This is a genomic window from Kocuria rosea subsp. polaris (genome assembly GCF_001483755.1).
Taxonomy (GTDB): Bacteria; Actinomycetota; Actinomycetes; order Actinomycetales; family Micrococcaceae; genus Kocuria; species Kocuria cellulosilytica.
Genome location: NZ_LQBK01000011.1, coordinates 33,647 through 54,406 on the forward strand (window position 1 = coordinate 33,647; position 20,760 = coordinate 54,406).

At 73.7% G+C, this 20,760-nt stretch carries 21 protein-coding genes, 1 tRNA gene and 1 other RNA gene; 9 read left to right on the top strand and 14 right to left on the bottom strand.

The window, feature by feature from the left end:
* Positions 1-132: 132 nt before the first annotated feature.
* Entirely contained in the window at positions 133-738 is a 606-nt protein-coding gene (locus AVL61_RS18715) for a helix-turn-helix domain-containing protein (protein ID WP_197412669.1), read from the top strand.
* 7 nt (positions 739-745) lie between these two features.
* Here AVL61_RS18715 and AVL61_RS08205 read toward each other — a convergent pair whose 3' ends face one another.
* From AVL61_RS08205 to ffs, 6 genes are all read right to left on the bottom strand, one after another.
* Positions 746-1,120 carry a Rieske 2Fe-2S domain-containing protein gene (locus tag AVL61_RS08205; protein WP_058873871.1) on the bottom strand — a complete coding sequence of 125 codons (375 nt, stop codon included), beginning with the start codon at positions 1,118-1,120 and terminating at the stop codon, positions 746-748.
* On the bottom strand, positions 1,117-2,052 hold the full coding sequence (locus tag AVL61_RS08210) for a hypothetical protein (RefSeq protein WP_058873872.1): 936 nt from the start codon (positions 2,050-2,052) through the stop codon (positions 1,117-1,119). The genes AVL61_RS08205 and AVL61_RS08210 overlap by 4 nt, the downstream gene beginning before the upstream one ends.
* Positions 2,053-2,095: 43 nt before the next feature.
* Positions 2,096-3,382: an aspartate kinase gene (locus AVL61_RS08215; protein ID WP_058873873.1), complete on the bottom strand. Its 1,287-nt coding sequence runs from the start codon at positions 3,380-3,382 to the stop codon at positions 2,096-2,098.
* A gap of 103 nt (positions 3,383-3,485) precedes the next feature.
* The gene (recR, locus tag AVL61_RS08220) at positions 3,486-4,082 is read right to left on the bottom strand and encodes a recombination mediator RecR (RefSeq protein WP_058873874.1); all 597 of its coding nucleotides are present in this window, start codon (positions 4,080-4,082) and stop codon (positions 3,486-3,488) included.
* A 101-nt stretch (positions 4,083-4,183) separates the two neighbouring features.
* Positions 4,184-7,363, bottom strand: coding sequence for a DNA polymerase III subunit gamma and tau (locus AVL61_RS08225; protein WP_058873875.1), 3,180 nt, complete (start codon positions 7,361-7,363; stop codon positions 4,184-4,186).
* A gap of 75 nt (positions 7,364-7,438) precedes the next feature.
* An RNA gene (ffs, locus tag AVL61_RS17375) (signal recognition particle sRNA small type) lies at positions 7,439-7,535 on the bottom strand.
* Positions 7,536-7,669: 134 nt separating this feature from the next.
* Here ffs and AVL61_RS08230 point away from each other — a divergent pair.
* Positions 7,670-7,754 (top strand) — tRNA-Ser (locus tag AVL61_RS08230).
* Positions 7,755-7,842: 88 nt separating this feature from the next.
* Here AVL61_RS08230 and AVL61_RS17835 read toward each other — a convergent pair.
* Positions 7,843-8,568, bottom strand: a complete 726-nt coding sequence (locus tag AVL61_RS17835; RefSeq protein WP_058873876.1) for a hypothetical protein — start codon at positions 8,566-8,568, stop codon at positions 7,843-7,845.
* 179 nt (positions 8,569-8,747) lie between these two features.
* Between AVL61_RS17835 and AVL61_RS08240 the strand changes: the two genes are divergently transcribed.
* The gene (locus AVL61_RS08240) at positions 8,748-10,121 is read left to right on the top strand and encodes a hypothetical protein (RefSeq protein ID WP_157571346.1); all 1,374 of its coding nucleotides are present in this window, start codon (positions 8,748-8,750) and stop codon (positions 10,119-10,121) included.
* Positions 10,122-10,290: 169 nt separating this feature from the next.
* Positions 10,291-10,635, top strand: coding sequence for a type II toxin-antitoxin system VapB family antitoxin (locus AVL61_RS08245; RefSeq protein ID WP_058873878.1), 345 nt, complete (start codon positions 10,291-10,293; stop codon positions 10,633-10,635).
* Here AVL61_RS08245 and AVL61_RS08250 read toward each other — a convergent pair.
* Both AVL61_RS08250 and AVL61_RS08255 read right to left on the bottom strand, forming a co-directional pair.
* Positions 10,619-11,287 (bottom strand): TetR/AcrR family transcriptional regulator, encoded by a 669-nt coding sequence (locus AVL61_RS08250; protein WP_058873879.1) that lies wholly within the window; start codon positions 11,285-11,287, stop codon positions 10,619-10,621. The two genes, AVL61_RS08245 and AVL61_RS08250, sit on opposite strands and share 17 nt — an antisense overlap.
* Positions 11,288-11,505: 218 nt before the next feature.
* Positions 11,506-12,363, bottom strand: coding sequence for a hydroxymethylpyrimidine/phosphomethylpyrimidine kinase (locus tag AVL61_RS08255; protein ID WP_058873880.1), 858 nt, complete (start codon positions 12,361-12,363; stop codon positions 11,506-11,508).
* A 226-nt stretch (positions 12,364-12,589) separates the two neighbouring features.
* Here AVL61_RS08255 and AVL61_RS08260 point away from each other — a divergent pair, with 226 nt between their 5' ends.
* Positions 12,590-13,309 carry a queuosine precursor transporter gene (locus AVL61_RS08260; protein WP_058873881.1) on the top strand — a complete coding sequence of 240 codons (720 nt, stop codon included), beginning with the start codon at positions 12,590-12,592 and terminating at the stop codon, positions 13,307-13,309.
* A gap of 168 nt (positions 13,310-13,477) precedes the next feature.
* Here the strand turns inward: AVL61_RS08260 and AVL61_RS08265 are convergent, their stop codons facing one another.
* A complete protein-coding gene (locus AVL61_RS08265) occupies positions 13,478-14,287 on the bottom strand; it encodes an MBL fold metallo-hydrolase (protein ID WP_058873882.1) in 810 nt (269 codons plus the stop codon).
* Between the two features lie 75 nt (positions 14,288-14,362).
* Between AVL61_RS08265 and AVL61_RS08270 the strand changes: the two genes are divergently transcribed.
* On the top strand, positions 14,363-15,085 hold the full coding sequence (locus AVL61_RS08270) for a TVP38/TMEM64 family protein (RefSeq protein ID WP_157571347.1): 723 nt from the start codon (positions 14,363-14,365) through the stop codon (positions 15,083-15,085).
* A gap of 96 nt (positions 15,086-15,181) precedes the next feature.
* Here the strand turns inward: AVL61_RS08270 and AVL61_RS08275 are convergent, their stop codons facing one another.
* Both AVL61_RS08275 and AVL61_RS08280 read right to left on the bottom strand, forming a co-directional pair.
* Complete coding sequence (locus AVL61_RS08275) at positions 15,182-16,759, bottom strand: alanine/glycine:cation symporter family protein (protein ID WP_058873884.1); 1,578 nt, start codon at positions 16,757-16,759, stop codon at positions 15,182-15,184.
* 170 nt (positions 16,760-16,929) lie between these two features.
* A complete protein-coding gene (locus AVL61_RS08280) occupies positions 16,930-17,118 on the bottom strand; it encodes a hypothetical protein (protein ID WP_058873885.1) in 189 nt (62 codons plus the stop codon).
* Between the two features lie 161 nt (positions 17,119-17,279).
* Here AVL61_RS08280 and AVL61_RS08285 point away from each other — a divergent pair, with 161 nt between their 5' ends.
* From AVL61_RS08285 to AVL61_RS08295, 3 genes are all read left to right on the top strand, one after another.
* Positions 17,280-17,705 (top strand): Lrp/AsnC family transcriptional regulator, encoded by a 426-nt coding sequence (locus AVL61_RS08285; RefSeq protein WP_231738330.1) that lies wholly within the window; start codon positions 17,280-17,282, stop codon positions 17,703-17,705.
* Between the two features lie 66 nt (positions 17,706-17,771).
* On the top strand, positions 17,772-18,245 hold the full coding sequence (locus AVL61_RS08290; RefSeq protein ID WP_058873887.1) for a universal stress protein: 474 nt from the start codon (positions 17,772-17,774) through the stop codon (positions 18,243-18,245).
* A gap of 127 nt (positions 18,246-18,372) precedes the next feature.
* Positions 18,373-18,840: a universal stress protein gene (locus tag AVL61_RS08295; RefSeq protein ID WP_058873888.1), complete on the top strand. Its 468-nt coding sequence runs from the start codon at positions 18,373-18,375 to the stop codon at positions 18,838-18,840.
* Here the strand turns inward: AVL61_RS08295 and tgt are convergent.
* Complete coding sequence (gene tgt / locus AVL61_RS08300) at positions 18,822-20,114, bottom strand: tRNA guanosine(34) transglycosylase Tgt (RefSeq protein ID WP_058873889.1); 1,293 nt, start codon at positions 20,112-20,114, stop codon at positions 18,822-18,824. The two genes, AVL61_RS08295 and tgt, sit on opposite strands and share 19 nt — an antisense overlap.
* An 81-nt stretch (positions 20,115-20,195) precedes the next feature.
* Complete coding sequence (locus tag AVL61_RS08305; protein ID WP_058873890.1) at positions 20,196-20,738, bottom strand: NUDIX hydrolase family protein; 543 nt, start codon at positions 20,736-20,738, stop codon at positions 20,196-20,198.
* Between the last annotated feature and the right edge of the window lie 22 nt (positions 20,739-20,760).

The window sequence follows — 20,760 nt, forward strand, 5'->3', positions numbered from 1 at the left end:
CAGTTCACTGATCGTTCCGGTCCCTCCAGGGTAGGAGCCGCACCGCCCGTTGTCTGCCCCACCGGGAGCTCGTGACCCCGGCACCCGGAGCGCGTGCCGCGGTCCGGAGCGCGGTGCTGGGACAATGGGCCCATGACTCAGCACCCTCCGACCACCACCCCCGGGCTCAGCGGCCGGGAGGCCGAGCGCCTGGCGGAAGCCCTCGAGTCCCGGGACGTGACGGTCTTCGTGGACGGCACCTCCCTGCGCCTGCCGGAGGGGGCGCGCGACGCCGTCGTGGACCTCCTGGCCCGGCTGACCCGCGGGGAGGCAGTCACCGTCACGTCCGCCGCGGTGACCTCCGCCGCCGGGCCGCCGAGCGGCGCCGAGGAGCTGCTGACCACCTCGCAGGCGGCCGCGCTCGCCGGGATCTCGGCCACCTATCTGCGCAACCTCACCTCCGAGGGCGTCCTGCCGGTGCAGTACCGGGGCAGCCACCGCCGGATCCGGCGCGCGGACGTCCAGGCGTGGCTCGCGCGCCAGGGCGAGGACTCCGCCCGCTCCCCGGAGGACCTGCTCACCACCTCGCAGGCGGCCGCGCTCGCCGGGATCTCGGCCACCCATCTGCGCAATCTCACCACGGAGGGTGTCCTGCCGGTGCAGTACCGGGGCAGCCACCGCCGGATCCGGCGCGCGGACGTCGAGGTCTGGCGCGCGGGGCGGCGGCGCGACGACGACGGTGCCGCCGCGGCCGACTGAGCCGCGATCAGTCGAAGCGGGCCACGACCCAGCCGTCGACCACGTCGACCGCCGCCGCCGGGAGGTCCTTGGCGGGATCCGGTGGTGCCTCCCGGCCGGCGGCGAGGGCCAGCCGGGACCCCACGAAGCGCCCGTCCGGGGCGAACACCCAGAAGTGGTTGGGGCACTCGAACGTCCCGGCGCGCCCGGCGGGCTCCCGGCACACGGTGGCCTGTTGGTGCGGGCACGTGTTGCGCAGTACGTGCAGGACGCCCCCGGCGTCACGGGTGACGAGCACCTGCCCCGTGCTGGAGGGCACCGTCACGAAGTCGAGCGGCGCCGGCACGGCGGCGGCCGCCACGATCCGCTCCCAGCCCCCCGCGGGCTCCCCGGGGGCGCTCACGCCGCGGCGCCCTCGGTGGCGCGGGCCGGGTCGAGGACCTCGAGCGCCGCGCCGAGCCGCCGGCGCAGCGGCTCCGCGCGGCGGGCGAACTCCCGCTGCCGGCGCACGTACTCGGCCTTGCCCTCCGGGGTCTCGATCCGCACGGGCTCGTAGCCCCAGCCGGCGAGGTCGTAGGGCGCGGCCGCCATGTCCGTGGCCCGGACGTCCCACGCGAGCTCGAAGCAGTCCATCAGCAGCTCGGACGGGATCGCCGGGACCAGCTTGTACGCCCACTTGTAGAGGTCCATGGTGGCGTGCAGGCAGCCCGGCTGCTCCATCCGGCGCTGGGACTCCCGGGTGGGCCGCAGCTCGTTGAGCGGCACGGCCTGGGGCTGGAAGAACCGGAATGCGTCGAAGTGGGTGCACCGGATCCTGGCGGACTCCACCACGGCGTCCGTGCCCGCGGCCCCGAGCCGCAGCTCCAGTTGCTCGTGCCGGATGTCGTTGTCCTCCGACCGGTACGCCATCGCCCACTCGTGGAGGCCGAAGCAGCCGAAGAAGCCCGGGTTGACCGCGTGGGCGCCCAGCACCGACCGGGCGAAGTCGACCGCGGGGGCCCGCCGGTCGCGGAAGGCGTCGTCGTCGACGGCCACGGCCCCGTCCCGGGGGGAGAGCCCCCGGTCCGCGAGCTCGGGGCCGGTGAGCGGCCGGTAGAACTTCTCCCCGGCCCGCTCGGCGGCGTCCAGCAGCACGGTGCCCGCCCCGGGGTGCCAGCGCTTCAGCTGCGCGGGCTTGAGCGTGTAGTAGGTGAACAGGAAGTCCTCGACCGGGTGCTTCTGCCCGCGGTGGCGGCGGGCCACGAAGGGGTCGGCGTAGCGCGCCGCGCGCCGCTCGTGGGCGTGCGCCCGCGGCTCCCACTCCTCGCGGGGCAGGACGACGACGGGGCGGGTCACGGGACCCGCCCCGTCGTCGGGCCGGTGGAGCGGGGCACGCGGATCAGCGACCGGTTCCTGCGTAGACCGTGGCCTCCTCGTCGGTGTCCAGGTCGAAGGCGCTGTGCACCACGCGCACGGCCTCGTCGAGCCGGTCGGCGGCCGTGACCACCGAGATCCGCACCTCGGAGGTGGAGATCATGTCGATGTTGATGTCCGCGGACGCGAGCGCCTCGAAGAACGTGAACGTCACCCCCGGGTTCGACTTCATGCCGGCGCCCACGAGCGACAGCTTGCCGACCTGGTCGTCGTACTCCAGGCCCGCGTAGCCGATCTTCTCCTCGGCGGCGCGCAGCAGGCTCATGGCGAGGTCGCCCTGGGACTCGTCCACCGTGAAGGAGAGGTCCGTCAGGGGGTTGTCGCCGGTGGAGATGTTCTGCACGATCATGTCCACGTTGACCTTGGCCTCGGCGAGCAGCCGGAAGATGCGGGCGGCGATGCCCGGCTTGTCCGGCACCCCGACGACGGTGACCTTCGCCTGGCTGCGGTCGTGGGCGATACCGGCGATGAGCGGCTGTTCCAACGGGATCTCCTTCGGGGAGGTGGCGGCGTCTTCGGGGCCCGGGATGACCCAGGTGCCCTCGTTCTGGGTGAAGGACGAACGGACGTGCAGCTTCACGCCGAAGCGGCGGGCGTACTCGACGCAGCGCAGGTGCAGGATCTTCGCGCCGTTGGCGGCGAGCTCGAGCATCTCCTCGCTGCTGACCACGTCCAGCTTGCGCGCCCGGGGCGCGATGCGCGGGTCGGCGGTGAACACGCCGTCGACGTCGGAGTAGATCTCGCAGACGTCGGCGTCGAGGGCGGCGGCCAGCGCCACGGCGGTGGTGTCCGAGCCGCCGCGGCCCAGGGTGGTGATGTCCTTGGTCGAGCGGTGCACGCCCTGGAACCCGGCGATGATCGCGATGTTGCCCTGGTCGAGGGACTCGCGCACCCGCTGCGGGTTCACCTCCACGAGCAGGGCCGCGCCGTGGGCGCCGTCCGTGACCATCCCGGCCTGGGAACCGGTGAAGGACTGGGCAGGAGCGCCCATCCCGGAGACCGCCATGGCCAGCAGCGCCATCGAGATGCGCTCGCCGGCGGTGAGCAGCATGTCGAGCTCACGGGCCGGGGGCTTGCGGGTGACCTCGTGGGCGAGGTCGAGGAGCTCGTCCGTGGTGTCGCCCATCGCGGAGACGACGACGACGACGTCGTGGCCCCGGTTGCGCGTCTCCACGATCCGCCGTGCAACGCGGCGGATGCCGTCGGCGTCCGCGACGGAGGATCCACCGAACTTCTGCACGATCAGGCTCATGGGTTCAACTCCTGTGGTCGAGGGTGGCCGGGCACCGGCGGTCGGCCCCGGTCCGTGCGCCCGCTCCCCGCGGCAGGGCACCAGGACATCGTAGCGCGGCGGGTCAGGCGACGACCGTCCGGCCCTCGAACGCCCGGCCCAGGGTCACCTCGTCGGCGTACTCGAGGTCGCCGCCCACGGGCAGCCCGGAGGCCAGGCGGGTCACGCGGATCCCCAGGGTCTTCAGCATGCGGGAGAGGTAGGTGGCGGTCGCCTCGCCCTCCAGGTTCGGGTCGGTCGCGAGCACGACCTCCTGCACGGTGTCGCCGGAGAGCCGGGTCATGAGCTCCCGGATGCGCAGCTGGTCCGGGCCGATGCCCTGGATGGGGCTGATGGCCCCGCCCAGGACGTGGTAGCGCCCGCGGAAGCTGCGGGTGCGCTCGATGGCCATGACGTCCTTGGACTCCTCGACCACGCAGATCACGCTGTCGTCCCGGCGGGCGTCACGGCAGATGGCGCACTCGTCGAGCTCGGAGACGTTGCCACAGATCCGGCAGAACTTCACCTTGTCCTTGACCGCCGTCATGGCGTCGGCCAGCCGGCGGACCTCCTCCTTGTCGGCGTCGAGGAGGTGGAACGCGATCCGCTGCGCGGACTTCGGTCCGACGCCGGGCAACCGGCCCAGCTCGTCGATCAGTTCCTGAACGGCGCCTTCGTACACGTTTCCCTCGATTTCCGGGCCGGTGCGCGGCCCTCCTGCTCGTCCTCGGCCACGGCGTCACCGGGGTGCCGGTGCGTGGGCGCCCCGGCTCGCTCCCCAGCTCACTCCCCGGCGTGGAGGTCCCGCTCCTCGATCAGCATGCCCCCGAGGATCCGCTCGATCGCGGCGCGGCCGTAGAGGGTGGAGTCCTCGAGCGCCTCGTCGTCCGAGCTGGGCACGAAGGAGTCGTCCCATTCTACGCCGCCGTCCGGCGGCGCCGCGGCGGCCCCGGGTGCCTGCCGTCCGGCGGCGATGGCGGCGGCGTGGCGCTCCCGGAAGCTCAGCCGCGCGCTCCGGTCGGCGCCGTCCGGAGCGGGCGCCGGGGGAGCCTGCCGCGGGGCGGCAGGAGCGGCGGCCGGCGCCGAAGCCAGCGCCGAAGCCGGTGCCGCACCCGGTGCCGGAGCCGGGACCGGGGGCGTGGCGCCCGGTGGGTTCCGGGGCTCGTCGGGCTGCGCCGTCGGGCGGGCGGCGGGAGCTGCGGCGGTGCTCCTGGACGCGTTCCCGTGTCCGTTCCCGGACCGACCACCGGGGCCGCGTCCGGCGTCCGGGCTCCGCGGTGCGGGGGCCGCGGGCCGCCACTGCTCGGGGGGCGCCGCGTCCGGGTCGTCGGGGTAGGGGGGCTCGTCGGGGTAGGGAGGCTCCTCCGGATGGGGTGGCTCCTCCGGCGGCGGGACGTCGTCGTCGGACGGGGGGACGTCCCGGTCCCGGGCCCCCGGGGTCCCGGTCCGGACCGTAGGGTCCGCACGGTCGGCGGTCCGGGCCGGGCTCCCGGCCGACTCGGGGCCGGGTACCAGGCCCGGCACCGGCTGCGGTCCGGCCTGCCGCGCCGACCGGCCGGCCGGCTGCTCCGGTGCCTGCTCCGGGGACCGGTCGGCGGGCTGCGCCGGTGCGCGGGAGGCGGGGCCGGCAGGGTCCTCGGGCGCGGCACCCCCCTGAGGAATTGCGGCCACGGACCAGCTGTGCACGGGCTCCTGCGCCCAGGCGGGGTCGGTCCACTCCGGGGGAGCGTCCGTGGCGGGCACCCCGTGCGCGTCCCACGGGTCCTGCCCGCCGTCGGCCCCGTCCCGGGGCCCTGCGTCCGCGGCCGGTTCCGGCGCGGGCGCGCCGGCCGGTGGCGTGCCCGGTGCCCGGGACGGAACCGGTCGCTCCGCCCGGCCGCGCGAATTCTCGGGCCGGTCCTGGTCACGCGGGCCCTGCGGTCGGTCCTGGCCGCGCTGGCCCTCGGGCCGGACCTGGCCGTGCGGACGGCCCGGCCGGTCCTGCCCGGCGGGACGCCCTTCCGGGCCGCCCGGGACCCCGGGCCCGGCCGCGCGCTGCTCCGGGTGCGGTCCCCCGGCTCGGGGCTCGTCCCGGTGCCCGGACGGGCGCGTCGACGGCTCGGGGCCGCGCGGCGTTCCCCCGCCGCCGCCCCGGCCGTGCCCGCCGCCGCCCGGGGGAACGGCCTCCGCGCGGCAGTCGATGCCGAGGATCTGCTGCACCGCCTGGCGCAGGTCGTCCTCGAACCGGGGGAAGTTCATGAGGTCGCCCTCGGCGTCGAACATGATGCGCAGCACCTTGCCGTCGAAGGACTGCGGCGTCCCCCGCTGGACCGTGAACCAGGCGACCCGGCGGATGTCGGCGAGCGCGTTGACGATCTCCGGCCAGGAGGCACGCAGCAGGTCGATCTCGTTGCCGCCGGGCTCGCCCGCCCGGGGCGTGTCCTGGCCGGACGGCTGCTCGGCGGCCGGGGGCCGCTGCCGTTCGGCGGGCTGGTCCCGTCCGGCGGACGGATCCTGCTCCCCGGGCCGGTCCTGCCCGTAGCCCTCCCGGGCGGACGGGCGGTCGCCGGGCGCCCGGGCCGGCCCGGTGCCCGGCGCGGCCGTCTCCCGCGGGTCGGTCTCCCGTGGGGGCGTCTGCTGCGCCTCCGCGCCGGGCGCGGCCGGGCCCGGCCGCTGCGGTGCGGGGGCGGCCGCGGGCCCGGGGCCCGGGGCGGTCCGGTCCTCGGTCGGGGCGGCAGGAGCGGTCGCCGCCGCAGGGGCCTCGGGGGACTGGGCCGGACCGGCGGCCTCCTCCTGGCCGGCGGCCGCAGTGGAGCCCCGGCCGATGCTCAGGCGCCGCTCCAACCGGTCCACGCGGGCTGTGACCCCGCGCGTGGTGTCCTCCGAGGAGGGCAGGAGGATGCGCGCGCACAGCAGCTCGAGGTGCAGCTGGGGCGAGGTGGCCCCGGTCATCTCGGTGAGGGCCGTGTTCGTGATGTCCGCGGCGCGGGAGAGCTCCGCCGCCCCGAGCTGGGACGCCTGGTTGCGCAGCCGGGCGATCTGGTCCTGGGGCATGCCGTGCAGGATGTTGCCCGCCGACTCGGGGACCGCGTTGACGATGATCAGGTCCCGGAACCGCTCGAGGAGGTCCTCCACGAAGCGGCGCGGGTCCTGACCCGTCTGGACCACGCGGTCCACCGCGCGGAAAACCGTGGCGCCGTCCCCGGACGCGAAGGCGTCGACCACGTCGTCGAGCAGGGCGCCGTGCGTGTAGCCCAGCAGGGCCACGGCGAGGTCGTAGCCGATGCCGCGCTCGTCGGAGCCGGCCATCAGCTGGTCGAGCACGGAGAGGGTGTCGCGGACGGAGCCGGCGCCGGCGCGGACCACCAGGGAGAGCACGCCCGGGGCCACCTGCACGTGCTCCTCCGCGCAGAGCTGCTCGAGGTAGTGCATGAGCGGCTCGGTGGGGACCAGGCGGAAGGGGTAGTGGTGGGTGCGGGACCGGATGGTCGTGAGCACCTTGCTCGGCTCGGTGGTCGCGAAGATGAACTTGATGTGCTCCGGCGGCTCCTCCACGATCTTGAGCAGGGCGTTGAAGCCCTCGCGCGTGACCATGTGCGCCTCGTCGATGATGAAGATCTTGTACCGGTCCCGGACGGGGGCGAACGTGGCGCGCTCGCGCAGGTCGCGGGCGTGGTCCACGCCGCCGTGACTGGCCGCGTCCATCTCGATCACGTCGAGGGACCCGGCGCCGTCCCGGGCCAGGTCGCGGCAGCTGTCGCAGCGGCCGCAGGGGGTCGCGGTGGGGCCCTCCGCGCAGTTGAGGCAGCGGGCCAGGATGCGGGCGGAGGTGGTCTTGCCGCAGCCGCGCGGGCCGGAGAAGAGGTAGGCGTGGCTGACCCTGTCCTTGCGCAGCGCCGTCATCAGCGGCTCGGTCACGTGCTCCTGGCCGATGACGTCCTCGAAGGTCTCCGGGCGGTAGCGGCGGTACAGGGCGGTAGTCACAGATGACACCTTAGCGACGGAATCCGACAGGCGGACCGGGCGGATCGGCGCTGGGGACGCGGGCCGCCGCGGGGACGAGAAGACCCCTCGCGCACCCGCCAGAGCCCATTTACCCTTGCTACCTTCCGGTCCTGGGGGAGTTCAACAGGATGACGCCACGCGAGGGGCTGTCAGAGAGTCTAGCGGATGCGGCGGGGCGGGTCGAAACCCGGCGGGCGGATCCGCGGATTCGGCATTGCCCGGAGCTTCGGTTATGCTGGACCCCGCATGTTCCGGCGCCGTCAGGCCGCCGTGACGTGCATGCCTGGAGGATTCGCCTAGCGGCCTATGGCGCACGCCTGGAACGCGTGTTGGGTTCACGCCCTCGGGGGTTCAAATCCCCCATCCTCCGCACTTGCAGAAAGAGCCCCGCACCGGGAGATCCTCCCGGTGCGGGGCTCTTTCTCGTGCGCCCTCGGGACGTGCGCCCCGGCGGGCCCTCAGGAGCGGGCGCGGCGTCCCCGGGATCGGCGGACCAGGGCGGCGGCGACTGCCGCGACGCCGGCCGCCGAGAGCCCCACGACCCACCCGGTGGCGGCGGAGCCCGCGGACGCGTCCTGGGCGGGGACCCGGGTCACGGTCCCCAGCGAGATGCGCGTGAGCGTCCCGGGGCTCACCTGCTGCTGTCCGGGCAGCAGCTGCCCTCGGGCTCCGGGGGCGTGCTGGAGCAGGGCTCCGGAGCCGGGACGGTGGACCGCGGCGGCACCGGGTCCGACGAGGGAGGCCTGCTCCATGGCGGGGGGCTCCGCCGCGTGCGCGCTCCGGTCCGCCGGGGTCCCGGCGCCCGCCTCCGCCGGGACCTCCTCGGCGCCGAGCTCCCCGGTGCGGTCCTGGCCGGCCGGACCCTTCCCGGCGCGGTCCGCGCCGTTCTCCGGAGGCTCGGACCCCTCGGTGCCGGGGGAGGGGCGGTCGTCCGCCGGTGTGCCGCCGGCTTCGGGCGCCGGAGTGCCCTCGGGTGCGGAAGCGGGGGGCTCGGCCGGGCCGGGGTCCGGCAGGGGGTCGGCCGGGCCGGCCGGTCCCCTGTCCGGCGCAGGCTCGGGCAGGGGCTCCTCGGCGGGGGACCCGGCGGCCGGTGCGGGAGGCGGCGGGGTCTCGGCGGCGTGGGCCGCACCCGGTGCGGGGGCGAGGATCAGGAGGGCGGCCAGCGCCAGGGGGCGAAGGGTCATGGGGGTGGTCTCTCCGGGGGTGACGACGGATCAGGACCACATCGTAACGTTGCGTCGCTCCACCACCCGCGTTCGCTAATGCAATATCCTGCTGATGTGACGGAACGGGCTGTTCCGCCGCACCCGCAGCTGCCCCCCGGCTGCTCTCCCCCGTCCTCTATCCCCCCAAGAGGTCCTCCTTGAAGCTGCCTTCGTTCCCCATGCCCTCGACCGCCCTGCCCGCCGCTCTCCTGGCCGGCGCGATGCTCGCCGGCACGATGGTCGGGGCGACCGCCCCGGCCCACGCCTCGACGACCAACACGGTCCACACCGCCGCCGGCGTCTCCTCGCAGTACCACCTCTACGACGCCGGCGTCGACCGGTCCGAGGCTGTCGGCGTGGTCTTCTACTTCGACGGCGACGGGCAGTACTACGCCCAGCGCCCCACCGCCTCGATGCTCAGGACCATGGCCGCCCGGGCCGCTGCCAAGAACATGATCCTCGTGGTGCCGGTCGCCCCCGCCAACCGGTCCTGGACCTCGAACAGCGAGGCGGTCGGTGACTGGTTCCGCGCCCTGGCGGCCAGAGTCGTCTCCGAGCAGCGTGTCGACACGACCCGCATCCACCTGGCCGGGTACTCCGGCGGCGCGGAGTTCATCTCCACCGAGGTGCTCTCCGACCGCGCCGGCTGGATCCGGGGCGGCGGGTCGACGCTGATCGGCGGCGGCGGCGTCTACAACGGCCGGCTCGAGAGCACCCCCGACGCCGCGCTCCGGGCCACGGACCCGACCTGGTACGTCGGCTCCCTCGACAGCTACGGCGCCACCCAGCCGTCCAACTGGTCCGCGCTGGACGCGGCCGGCAAGGGTGCGGCCGCCTACCGGAACGCCGGCTTCGCGAAGGCCGACCGCGTGGTGATGGCCGGGCTGCACCACACCAACTACGACCTGGCCGACCTGGTCGGTGACGACGTCGACCGTCTCTACTCCGGCACCGGCGCGGCCCCGGCGCCCGGGACCGTCTCGCCCACCGGCAACGACGTCGTCAACGGCTACCAGCTCACCGGCGCGATCGGGCGCACGTGGGCGGCGCTGGGCGGCACCGCGTGGGCCACGCCGGTCAGCGCGGAGTACGCCTCCGGGCACGGCTCCGTCTACCAGCGCTTCGCGGGTGCCGACGGCCGGGACAAGGCCCTCTACTGGTCCAAGGCCACCGGGACCCGGATGGTCGACTACGGCGGGTCGATCGGCCGGAAGTTCGCGGCCGACGGCTACGCGGGCAGCTACGGTCCGCCGCGGACCAACGAGAAGCGGACCGCCGACGGCGGTGCCTACCAGGTCTTCGACGCGTCCGGGAAGCGGACCAAGATCATGTGGTCCTCGCGCACCGGCTCGAACGCGATCAAGGAGTACGGGGCCATCGGGCGGAAGTGGGCGGCCCTGGGCCACGAGCGGGGCCTGGGCTACCCGACCACCGACGAGTTCAGCACCTCGAGCGGCATGGCCCAGAACTACACCGGCGGCCGGATCGAGTGGAACGCCACCACCCGGGCCGTCACCGTGACCCGGAGCTGACGCCGGAGCCGGCCCCCGGGGGCGCCGGCGGTCCCTGCGGACCCCTCGCCGGAACCGGCAGCGCCCCCGGCGGCCCGTGCGCCGCCGGGGGCGAGGGTGCACTGGCCACCGGCAGCGCGCCGGGCAGTGGCTCCCCGTGCGCCGCGGGGCCCGCCCCTAGGATGAACGCATGATCTTCAAGTCCGTGGGCGACTCGCGTCCGTACCCGGACCACGGTCTGGTCACGCCGACGGACTGGTCCGGCGTCCCGCCGCGCCGGGTCCGCCTGGACCAGCTGATCACCACGAAGACCACCCTCGACCTGGCCAGCCTGCTGGACGCGGACTCCACGTTCTACGGCGACCTCTTCCCGCACGTGGTGCGGTGGGACGGCCACCTCTACCTGGAGGACGGGCTGCACCGGGCGCTGCGCACCGCGCTGCACCACCGCACGGTGATGCACGCGCGCGTGCTGGAGCTCGGCCCCGCACCGGGTGCGCGTGCGGAGCGGGGCGCGGTCAGGACGCGGCGCTGAGCGGAGGCCGTTCGGGGGCGAGCGGCACGGGGTGGCCCTCGGCGTCGAACTGCGCCCCCAGGCCCTGCTGGATGAAGCGGACGGTGGAGCGGATGTGCTGCTCCCGCGCCGCGCGGTCCTGGTCGGAGTTCTGCCCGCGGTCCGCCGCGGCGGTCAGAGAGCCGTGGACCAGGGCGGCGAGCTCCGAGATGTCGCCCTGCGGCAGGTAGGACTGGCCGATCGCGTCCCGCAGGATCGCGGCGAGCAGGCCCTGCAGCTCGCCCACGTGCTCGCCCAGCTTCTGGTAGTCCTCCGGGGAGAGGACGGTGCGCATGGTGGGACCCGGGGGCAGGTGGCGCCTCGTGAGGTCCTCGATCTGGGCACGGATGTAGACGGCGAGCCGGTCGACCGGGTTGGCGACGCCCTCGAGGTCGCGGCGCAGATCGGTCATGAACCGCTCGGTCTCGTCCAGGGCGTAGGCCACGAGCAGCTCGCCCATGTCCGCGAAGTAGTTGTAGACCGCGGTGCGGCCCACGCCGGCGTTCTTGGCCACGTGCGTCATGGTCAGTCCGGTGAGGCCCTGCTGGTAGAGCAGCTGGCCGAAGGAGTCGAGGATCGCTCGTTTGGTGTTCTCCCGCTGCGCGGCATTGGTGGCCGCAGAAATACGAGGCATGATGACACCTTATCTGTGCGTGTCACCAAATTATGCACACTGTGCTGAGCCTTGGTGACGGTATGTCTGACTATGACACCACCGTTTCCGGGAATTCGGCTCCTCCGCGCAGAAGATCTGGGGAAACGTCCAGGAAACCCTCAGCAGAACTGTGCTCCACGGCCTCGCGGGCCGGACGCCCGCCGGACCGGCCGGCGGGCGTCCGGGCCCTCACCCGCTCACCGCTCGGCGGCCGAGCCGCCCTGCCAGAGGGAGTCGAACGGGGCGCGCGAGCTGAGCCGGCGCCGGATGCCCGCGGAGACGAAGGCCTTCGCGGCGCGGGCCGCGTCGAGGGGCTCGGCCCCCTTCGCCAGCTCCGCGGCGACCGCGGCCGCGAGCGTGCAGCCCGCCCCGGCCACGGGGACCTCGCCGACCTTGGGCTCCGAGAGCACCTCGAGGGTGGTCCCGTCGTAGAAGACGTCGACGGCGTCGGGGCCGGCGAGTCGGACCCCGCCCTTGGCGAGGACCACGGCACCGGACGTCTCGTGGATCCGCCGCGCGGCCTCCACGAGGTGCTCGACGGTGCTGATCTCGTCCATGCCGGACAGGGAGAGGGACTCGAAGTGGTTCGGGGTCACGAACGTGGCCAGCGGCAGGACCTTCGCCTTCAGCGCCTCGTCCGTGTCCAGGGCCGCGCCCGGCTCCTGGCCCTTGCAGATGAGCACCGGGTCGAGGACCAGGTGCCGCGGCGCCAGTGCGGTGAGGACCTCGGCCGTGGTGGCGATGGTCTCGGGGCTGCCCAGCATGCCGATCTTGACGGCGTCGAGCTCGTGGGCGGCCGTGATCGCCTCGAGCTGCTCGCGCAGCACGTCCTGCGGCACGGGGAACAGGCGGTGCCCCCAGTCCTCGGCCGGGTCGAAGGAGACGATGCAGGTGAGGGCGAGGGAGCCGAAGACCCCGAGCTCCTGGAAGGTCTTGAGGTCGGCCTGGGCGCCGGCGCCACCGGTGGCCTCGGAGCCGGCGATCGTCAGGGCCACGGGCGGCTGGGCGGCGCGGTCCGCGGCGGCGGGCGTGGGAACGGTGCTGGTGTCGGTCATGGGAGCCATTGTGCGCCCCCGTCCGGGGCCGGGGCCAACCGCCGGGGCTAGACTGTCGGACGGTCTCCGGCCGGTCCGCGGGTCCCCGCCCGGGGCCCGCGGCGGCGGGGAAGGGGCTCCCGGGTGGCAGGCGGGGCCCCGCGTCCGTCCAGCACACCGCACAGATCGAACCACGGCGTCCGCCCGCGCGGGCCGGCGCCGCGTCAATACAGATTGGTGACCGACCGTGTCCTCCTCCTCCTCCTCCGGCCCGGCCCCCGCCGGGTTCGCCCGCCGCCCCCGCACGCACTTCGACCTCGTCGTGGCGGCGTACTGCGTGATCCTGGTGCTCTCCAACGTCGCCGCGACCAAGGGGGTCGCCTTCGGCCCCGTCATCACCGACGGGGGGTTCTTCCTCTTCCCCCTCGCCTACGTCCTCGGCGACGTCGTGGCGGAGGTCTACGGCTTCCGCTCCGCCCGCCGGGCCATCGTCACCTCGTTCGCCGCGGGGCTGTTCTCCTCGGTCGTGTTCTGGCTCGTCATCGCCCTGCCGCCGGCGGAGTTCTACGACGGCCAGGCCGCCTTCGAGGCCGTCCTCGGCCCGGTCCCGCTCATCGTGGCGGGATCCCTGCTGGGCTACCTCGCGGGGCAGCTGCTCAACGCCTTCGTGATGGTCCGGATCAAGGCCCGCACCCGGGAGAAGCACCTGTGGGCGCGGCTCATCGGCTCGACCCTGGTGGGCGAGCTCGTGGACACCGTGGTCTTCTGCACCGTGGCGGCCCCGGTCATCGGCATCACCACGGCGGGGGACTTCCTCAACTACGTGGTGGTGGGCTACGTGTACAAGGTCCTGGTCGAGGTGCTCGTCATGCCGGTGACCTACGCCGTGATCGGCTGGCTCAAGCGCCGGGAGCCGACCTACGGCGAGGCCGGCGTCGCGGGGGAGGCCCTCGCGCCCCTGCGCTGACGAGCCGGGCCGGGTCCGGCGCCGGGGAGGCGGCCCCGGCCCGGGTGCCGAGGGGCTACAGCCTCGCCTGGGCGCCGAGGGGCTGCGGCCCCGCCCGGGCACCGAAAGGCTTCGGCCCCTCCCGGCCGCCGAAGGGGCTGCGAGCCCGCCCGGGTCCGCGGACAGGGCTCAGAAGCCGAGGTAGGCCAGCTGCGCGCCCACCGAGCTGCGGGCGGCGGGCAGCACGTGCGCCGGGACGTCGGCGTAGATCCGGGCCGTGATGGCCTCGAGGGTCGCCGCGCGGCCCAGGCTCCGCAGGGCTTCCCGGACTTCGGCGAGACGCTCCATGCGGTGCTCGAGGAGCTCCTCGCACACCGACTCGACGTCCTCCCGCACGTCCGCGTGCGCCGGCAGCACCAGGGCGTCGCCCAGCACCGCCAGGCGCTGCAGCGAGCGCAGGTAGTCGCCCAGGCTCCCGTCCGGGTGGTCGAGCATCGTGGTCCCCCGGCCCAGGACCGTGTCTCCGGTGAGCACCGAGCCCGTGGCGCGCGCCGCGGCCACGGCGTCCCCGCCCGGGGCCGGCGTGTCGTCGGGCAGGTGGAAGCTCACGGAGTCGGAGGTGTGCCCGGGGGTGTGCAGCACCCGGATCCGGCACCCGGCGGCCTCGATCGTCTCGCGGTCCGCCAGCGGGGCGGCGTCGCGGCAGAACTCCGGCAGGAAGGCGCGCACGGGCGCGCCGGTGAGCGCGTGGAAGTCGTCGACGGCCTCGGTGTGGTCGGCGTGGCGGTGCGTGACCAGCGTCAGCACGGTCCGCCCCGCCGCGGCCAGGGCGGCGAGGTGGCCGCGGTCGGCCGGACCCGGGTCCACGACGACGACGTCCTGCTGCCCCGGCGCCCCGATCAGCCACGAGTTGGTGCCGTCCAGGGTCATGGGCCCCGGGTTGGGCGCGGTCAGCCGCCGGGTCAGTGCAGTGGTGCGGGTCGCGGCGTCCTGGGTCATGCGGGCAGACTATCCGAGCCCGGCGGGGGACCGGCACACCGGTCCTCGGCGCCGGCGGTCGGTACAGTGGCGCACGTGAGCACCGAACCTGCGCCGGAGCCGGGGGCCCGCGAGCCCGGCACGCGGCCGGCGTGGGTCACCGCGCTCAAGGGCGGGGCGCTCCTGGTGCTGCTGGGCGTGGCCGTCTGGTACCTCATCGGCCACGAGCTGCCGACCGTGGAGCAGGTGCGGGCCTTCGTCGAGGAATTCGGCGCCTGGGGCCCCCTCGTCTTCGCGGGGGTGTTCGTCCTGGTGGCGGCCACACCGATCCCGGTGACGATCATGGCCGTCTCCGGGGGGTTCCTCTTCGGCATGGCCCAGGGCAGCGTGGTCGGGGTCGTCGCCACCACCGCCGGGGCCTGGCTGGGGTACTGGCTCGCCCGGTTCCTCGGCCGCGACGCCCTGTACCGGCTCGCGGGCAGCCGCGTCGAGGCGGTGGAGCGCAAGCTCGTCGGGAAGGGCTTCCTCACGGTGCTCGTGCTCCGGCCGGTCGTGCCCAACTGGACCCTCAGCTACGGGGCGGGGCTCGTGCGCATCCCGCAGCGCGACTACCTCGGGGCCACCCTGCTGGGCGGGATGCCGGGCCAGGTGAGCTTCGCCGCGGTGGGGGCCTTCACGTCCCGGCCGTCGTGGCCGGCCCTGGCGGTGGTCGCGGCCTCGTGGGCGGTCGTGGTGGTCGTGGGCGTGCTCGCCTGGCGGAGGTCCCGGCACGAGTCCCGGCGCGCGCCCGGTGCCGACGGCGCCGGGAGCACCGAGTAGGCGCAGCCGGTCGGGCCCCGGGCACGGCGACGCCCGGCCCTCGGAACGAGTACCGGGCGTCGGCCGTGCGGTGCGGCCGTGCGGACGCGCCGAGGGTCAGGCGTCGTGGCGGACCGCGGTGGACCCGTCCGACGGCTCGTTGCCGAGGAGGTGCAGCGTGCCGCTCTTGCGGTCGGCGAGGTACTCCTTCATCTCCTTCTTGATGACGGGCAGCAGCAGGTAGACGCCGAGCAGGTTGACGAATCCGCAGACGAACAGCGCCGCGTCGGCGAAGGCGATGACCTCGCTGAAGGTCAGGACGGTGCCGGCCACGGTGAAGAACAGGTAGATGCCGCGGAAGATGTTGTCGCTGAGCCGGCTGCGCCCGAACAGGAACTCCCACGCCTTGAGGCCGTAGTAGAACCAGGTGATCAGGGTGGAGAAGGCGAACAGGATCACCGCGATCGCCAGGATGATCGGGAACCAGGGGATGACCGTGGCGAAGGCGTCCGAGGTGAGGATGACGCCGTCGGGGGCGCCCCCACCGGCCTGCACCTGGTCGATGCCGGCCTGCAGGCTGGGGGCGCTGGCGATGACGATGGCGAGGGCGGTCATGGTGCAGATGATCACGGTGTCCACGAAGGGCTCGAACATCGCCACGAACCCCTCGCTGACGGGGCGGCGGGTCTTGACGGCCGAGTGGGCGATCGGGGCGGAGCCGAGGCCTGCCTCGTTGGAGAACGCCGCGCGCTGGAAGCCCACGATCATGACGCCCAGGACGCCGCCGGCCATGCCCTCCGGGGAGAACGCGCCGTCGATGATGGCGGCGAACGCCGCAGGCACCTGACCGATGTTGACGAAGATGACGACCAGGCACGCGGTGACGTAGACGGCGGCCATGGCCGGCACCAGCCGGCTGGTGGTGGCGCCGATGGACTTGATGCCGCCGATGATGACCAGGCCCACGCAGCCCGCGAGGATCAGCCCGAAGATGAGGGCCGCCCCGGCGCTGCCGAGGAAGCCGTCGGGGCCGCCCGTCACGTTGCGCGCCTGGGCGAACGTCTGGTTGGCCTGGAACATGTTGCCGCCGGCCGCGCCGAACAGGAGGATCGCGACGGCGAAGATGCCGGTGAAGATCTTGGCGACGACGCTGCCGAACTTGCCGTAGGCGACGAGCAGGTACCGGAAGGGCCCGCCGCTGACGGTGCCGTCCTCGTGGACCTCGCGGTACTTCACGCCGAGCGTGCACTCCGCGAACTTCGTGGCCATGCCGAGCAGGCCGGCGCAGATCATCCAGAAGGTGGCGCCCGGCCCGCCGAGGGCCATCGCCGCGCCGACACCGGCGATGTTGCCCAGCCCCACGGTGCCGGACAGCGCGGAGGTCAGGGCCTGGAAGTGGGGGACCTCACCGGGGTCGTCCTTGGACGAGAACTTGCCCCGGACCACGTCCCAGGAGACCTTGAGGCCGCGGAACTGGATGAAGCCGAAGTAGACGGTGAAGATCACGCCGGCCGCGATGAGCCAGGCCACGACGAACGGGAAGCTGACGCCCGCGACGGTGATCGGGACGAAGACGATGGTCGAGAAGACCTCGGTGATGGGGGCGAACGCCGAGTTGATGGCGTTGTCGATGGCCGCCAGCCATTCGACGTCCTCGGCCACGGTCGCCATGGGTGCCGCTTGTGTGATCTGCATCTCACCACTACACCCTGCCGGAGGGCCGTTGGCAACAGACACGCCTGTCGTCCGAAGTGCGATCTTGTCATGGCAACAAGAAGTTAACACGCGGCGGCCCGGCCTCTCGCGAGAGGCCGGGCCGCCGGGGGTGCTGCTCCGGTGTCGTCGTCGGCGCCGGAGCGCCGGGGTCAGCGACCGGCGTGCGACCCACCGGTCAGGTACTGCGGGGAGGTCATGGCGCACACGCGGAGGCCGCGGGCGAGGTCGCTGCCGGCGCGGCGCAGGGCGCCCTCGGCGCGGATGCCGGCGGGGGCTGCGGCCCGTCCGATGGCGGTGAACAGGAGGGCGGGGAGACCGAAGACGAAGAGCAGAGCCATGGGAACATCGAGCTTTCTGTGCGCGGGGCGAGAAGATCCGTGGGTCCGAGGCTGGGTCGCCGGACGTGCCGGCGAGGGGCTGTTCCTCGGTTGACATCTAAAGTCTAACGGGCCGATAGTGAATCATTCAATGTGATTGTGCTCACGGGAGGAGCGAATTGTTGCGTCTTGACGATATTGACCGGCAGATCATTGCGTCACTGGTCCAGGACAGCCGGGAGAGCTATGCGGCCATCGGCCAGAAGGTCGGTCTGTCGGCCCCCGCGGTGAAGCGCCGGGTGGACGTGCTGCAGCAGACGGGTGCCATCAAGCGCTTCACCGCGGAGGTCGACCCCCTCGTGCTGGGGTGGCACATCCAGGCCTTCGTGGAGCTGCACTGCGACGGCGGCCTGTCGCCGTCGATGATGCGCACGATGGCCGCGGAGATCGCCGAGGTGACCGCCGCGTACACGGTCACCGGCGAGGCGGACGGCATCTTCCTGATCCGCGCGGAGAACACCACCCACCTCGAGGACGTCATGGTCCGGATCAGGGAGTGGAAGGGCGTCAACCACACGAGGAGCTCGGTCATCCTCTCGCACCTGTGAGCGCGTCGCCGCGGGCTCTGTGATACTGGGCACACATCATCGGCGTCAGGACAGCGAGGACGGGACATGGATCAGCAGTCGGATGGAGTGATCGTGGTGGGAGTCGACGGGTCTCCCCAGTCCGTGGCGGCGCTGCGCTGGGCCGCGCGCCTCGCGCCGGCCTACGGCGCGACCCTCACGGTCGTGGGGGCGTGGGAGAACCCGCCCGAGTACGTGAACTTCGTGCACTTCAAGGACGACCACTTCGACGAACTGGCCCGGAAGCGGGTGGACCGGGCGGTCCACGAGGCCTTCGGGGACGACGTCCCGGCCGGGCTGCGCACCGTGGTGGAGTTCGGCCACCCCTCCAAGGTGCTGATGCAGCACAGCGAGGGGGCCACGCTGCTCGTGGTCGGGCGCCGGGGGCACGGCGGCTTCAAGGGGCTGCTGATGGGTTCCACGAGCTCGGCCTGTGTCGCCCACGCCCCCTGCCCGGTCCTCGTCCTCCCCGAGGAGTCGGTCGAGGCCGAGCACGCCGGGGCGGCCGCGAGCGCCGGCTGAGGGCGCCGGCGGCCCCCGGGGCGGCCGGTGCCCGTCACCGCGACGTGCGCCGGCCGCGGCGCGCACGGCGCCCCGCGCTCTGTGATACTGATCACGTCAGGGTGATCACACGAGCAAAGGATCGGGCATGAGCAACGGAACCGCAGCAGCGATCGTCGTCGGGGTCGACGGCTCCCCCCAGTCGGTGGAGGCACTGCGCTGGGCGGCGCGGACCGCGGACGCCCTCGGCGCGGGCGTCAAGGCGGTCGGGGCGTGGGAGTACCCGCCCGAGTACGCCGGGTACGTCCCGCTGGGCAGCGACAACTTCGACGAGATCACCCGGAAGCGGGTCGACAAGGCGGTCCACGAGGCGTTCGGGGACGACGTGCCGGCCGGGCTCAGCACCTCCGTGGTCTTCGGCCACCCGGCCAAGGTCCTGGTGCACGAGAGCGAGGACGCCACGATGCTGGTCGTGGGGCGCCGGGGCCACGACGGCTTCCGTGGGATGCTGCTCGGCTCGGTCAGCGCCGCGTGCGTCACCCACGCCTCGTGCCCGGTGCTCGTGATCCACGAGGACCCCGACGCCGGGCGGGGGGCTCAGGACCGGCCCGCGTAGTAGCGGCCCAGGACCTCGTCCCGGTACTCGACCCAGGTCCCGTCGGCCATGGCCTCGCGGGCCCCGTCCACCATGCGCACGACGAACCGCTCGTTGTGGATCGACGTGAGCGTGGCGGACAGCCGTTCCTTCGCCTTGAACAGGTGGTGCAGGTACGCCCGGGTGTAGTGCGTGCACGTGTAGCAGTCGCAGCCGGCGTCGATCGGGGCGAGGTCCGTGCGGAAGCGGGCGTTGCTGACGGTGAAGCGGCCGTCCGGGGCGTACACGGTGCCCGAGCGGGCCACCCGGGTGGGGGAGACGCAGTCGAAGGTGTCCACGCCGTTCTCGAGGGCCGTGAAGATGTCGTCCGGCTCCGAGATGCCCAGCAGGTGCCGGGGCCGGTCCTCGGGCAGCTCCTCGCTGCACCAGCGCACGATCGTGCCGAGGTTCTCCTTCTCGAGGGCCCCGCCGATCCCGAAGCCGTCGAAGTCCATCGCCCCGAGGTCCCGGCACGCCTTCCGGCGCAGGTCCTCGTACTGGGCGCCCTGGATCACGCCGAACAGTGCCTGGTACGGCCTGTCGGCGCGCTCCTCGGTGAGCCGCACGTGCTCGGTCACGCACCGCTGCGCCCACCGGCGGGTCCGCTCGAGGGACGACTCCTGGTAGCCGCGGGAGTTGTGCAGCGTGGTCAGCTCGTCGAACGCGAACATGACGTCCGCGCCGAGCCGGTGCTGCACCTGCATCGAGATCTCCGGGGTGAACCGGTGGACGTCCCCGTTGATGTGGGACCTGAACGTGACCCCGTCGTCGTCGACCCGCGCCAGGCGCTCCTTGCCGGTCGCGACGTCGTCGTCCCCCGCCGTCGCGGCCGTGGACATGTCGATGACCTTCCGGAACCCCGACCCCAGGGACATGACCTGGAAGCCCCCGGAGTCCGTGAAGGTGGGGCCGGACCAGTTCATGAACGACCCGAGCCCGCCGGCGGCGTCCAGGACGTCCGCGCCGGGCTGGAGATAGAGGTGGTAGGCGTTGGCGAGCAGGGCCTGCGCGCCGAGCTCCGCCATGGACTCGGGCAGCACCGCCTTGACGGTGGCGGCGGTGCCGACGGGGACGAAGGCGGGGGTCCGGATCGTCCCGTGCGGCGTGGTGATGGTCCCGGTGCGGCCCAGGAACGGGCCGCCGCCCCCGGCGCGTCCCCGGGGGGCCGGGGCGGTGTCGGCCAGGCGGTGCTCCGGCTCGAAGCCGAAGGCGGCGCGGGCGGCGGTGGGCGGAAGGGTCTTCTCAGGTGCGGGCACCCGTCCATTGTGCGGCACCGGCCGGGGCCGTGGAGCGCGGTCCGGGCCGGGGCCCAGGGCCCCGTGCGCGGGCGGGACCGCTCAGCGGCCCCAGCCGGCGTGGGCCACGGCCTGGCGCACCAGGTCCCCGCGTCCGCCCGCGAACTCGGCCTGGACCTCCGGGCTGAGCGCCTCCTCGGGGCTCATCCAGGACAGCTGCAGGGCGTCCTGGCGCGGGCTGCACTCGCCGCGCACCGGCACGATGTAGCTCAGCGCCACGGCGTGCTGGCGGTCGTCGGTCAGGCCGGTCTCGGACGGGGAGGGGAAGAACTCGGCCACGGCGAACGGCGTGGTGGACACCGGCAGCTGCGGGAAGGCCATGGCGCCCAGGTCCTTCTCCAGGTGGCGCAGGAGCGCCGCCCGGATGGTCTCCCGGTACAGCACCCGCCCGGAGACGAGCGTGTACATCATCTCTCCCTGGGAGGTGGCCTGCAGCAGCAGCCCGATCTCGGAGAGGTAGCCCAGCGGGTCGAGCCGGACCGGCAGGGCCTGCACGTACACCATCGGCAGGCGGCGGCGGGCCTCCTGCAGATCGTCCTCGTTGAGCCAACCGGGATGCGGATCGGGGGTGCGGAGGAAACTCATACTGCTGTTCTATCCCAAGACC

Excerpts from the sequence above, each read along its gene's own strand:
- AVL61_RS08255 (WP_058873880.1), bottom strand. The coding sequence starts at position 12,363 with ATGACCGACACCAGCACCGTTCCCACGCCCGCCGCCGCGGACCGCGCC.
- AVL61_RS08280 (WP_058873885.1), bottom strand. The coding sequence starts at position 17,118 with ATGGCTCTGCTCTTCGTCTTCGGTCTCCCCGCCCTCCTGTTCACCGCC.
- AVL61_RS18715 (WP_197412669.1), top strand. The coding sequence starts at position 133 with ATGACTCAGCACCCTCCGACCACCACCCCCGGGCTCAGCGGCCGGGAG.
- AVL61_RS08275 (WP_058873884.1), bottom strand. The coding sequence starts at position 16,759 with ATGCAGATCACACAAGCGGCACCCATGGCGACCGTGGCCGAGGACGTC.
- AVL61_RS08295 (WP_058873888.1), top strand. The coding sequence starts at position 18,373 with ATGAGCAACGGAACCGCAGCAGCGATCGTCGTCGGGGTCGACGGCTCC.
- AVL61_RS17835 (WP_058873876.1), bottom strand. The coding sequence starts at position 8,568 with ATGACCCTTCGCCCCCTGGCGCTGGCCGCCCTCCTGATCCTCGCCCCC.
- AVL61_RS08265 (WP_058873882.1), bottom strand. The coding sequence starts at position 14,287 with ATGACCCAGGACGCCGCGACCCGCACCACTGCACTGACCCGGCGGCTG.
- AVL61_RS08290 (WP_058873887.1), top strand. The coding sequence starts at position 17,772 with ATGGATCAGCAGTCGGATGGAGTGATCGTGGTGGGAGTCGACGGGTCT.
- AVL61_RS08250 (WP_058873879.1), bottom strand. The coding sequence starts at position 11,287 with ATGCCTCGTATTTCTGCGGCCACCAATGCCGCGCAGCGGGAGAACACC.
- AVL61_RS08215 (WP_058873873.1), bottom strand. The coding sequence starts at position 3,382 with ATGAGCCTGATCGTGCAGAAGTTCGGTGGATCCTCCGTCGCGGACGCC.
- AVL61_RS08305 (WP_058873890.1), bottom strand. The coding sequence starts at position 20,738 with ATGAGTTTCCTCCGCACCCCCGATCCGCATCCCGGTTGGCTCAACGAG.
- AVL61_RS08245 (WP_058873878.1), top strand. The coding sequence starts at position 10,291 with ATGATCTTCAAGTCCGTGGGCGACTCGCGTCCGTACCCGGACCACGGT.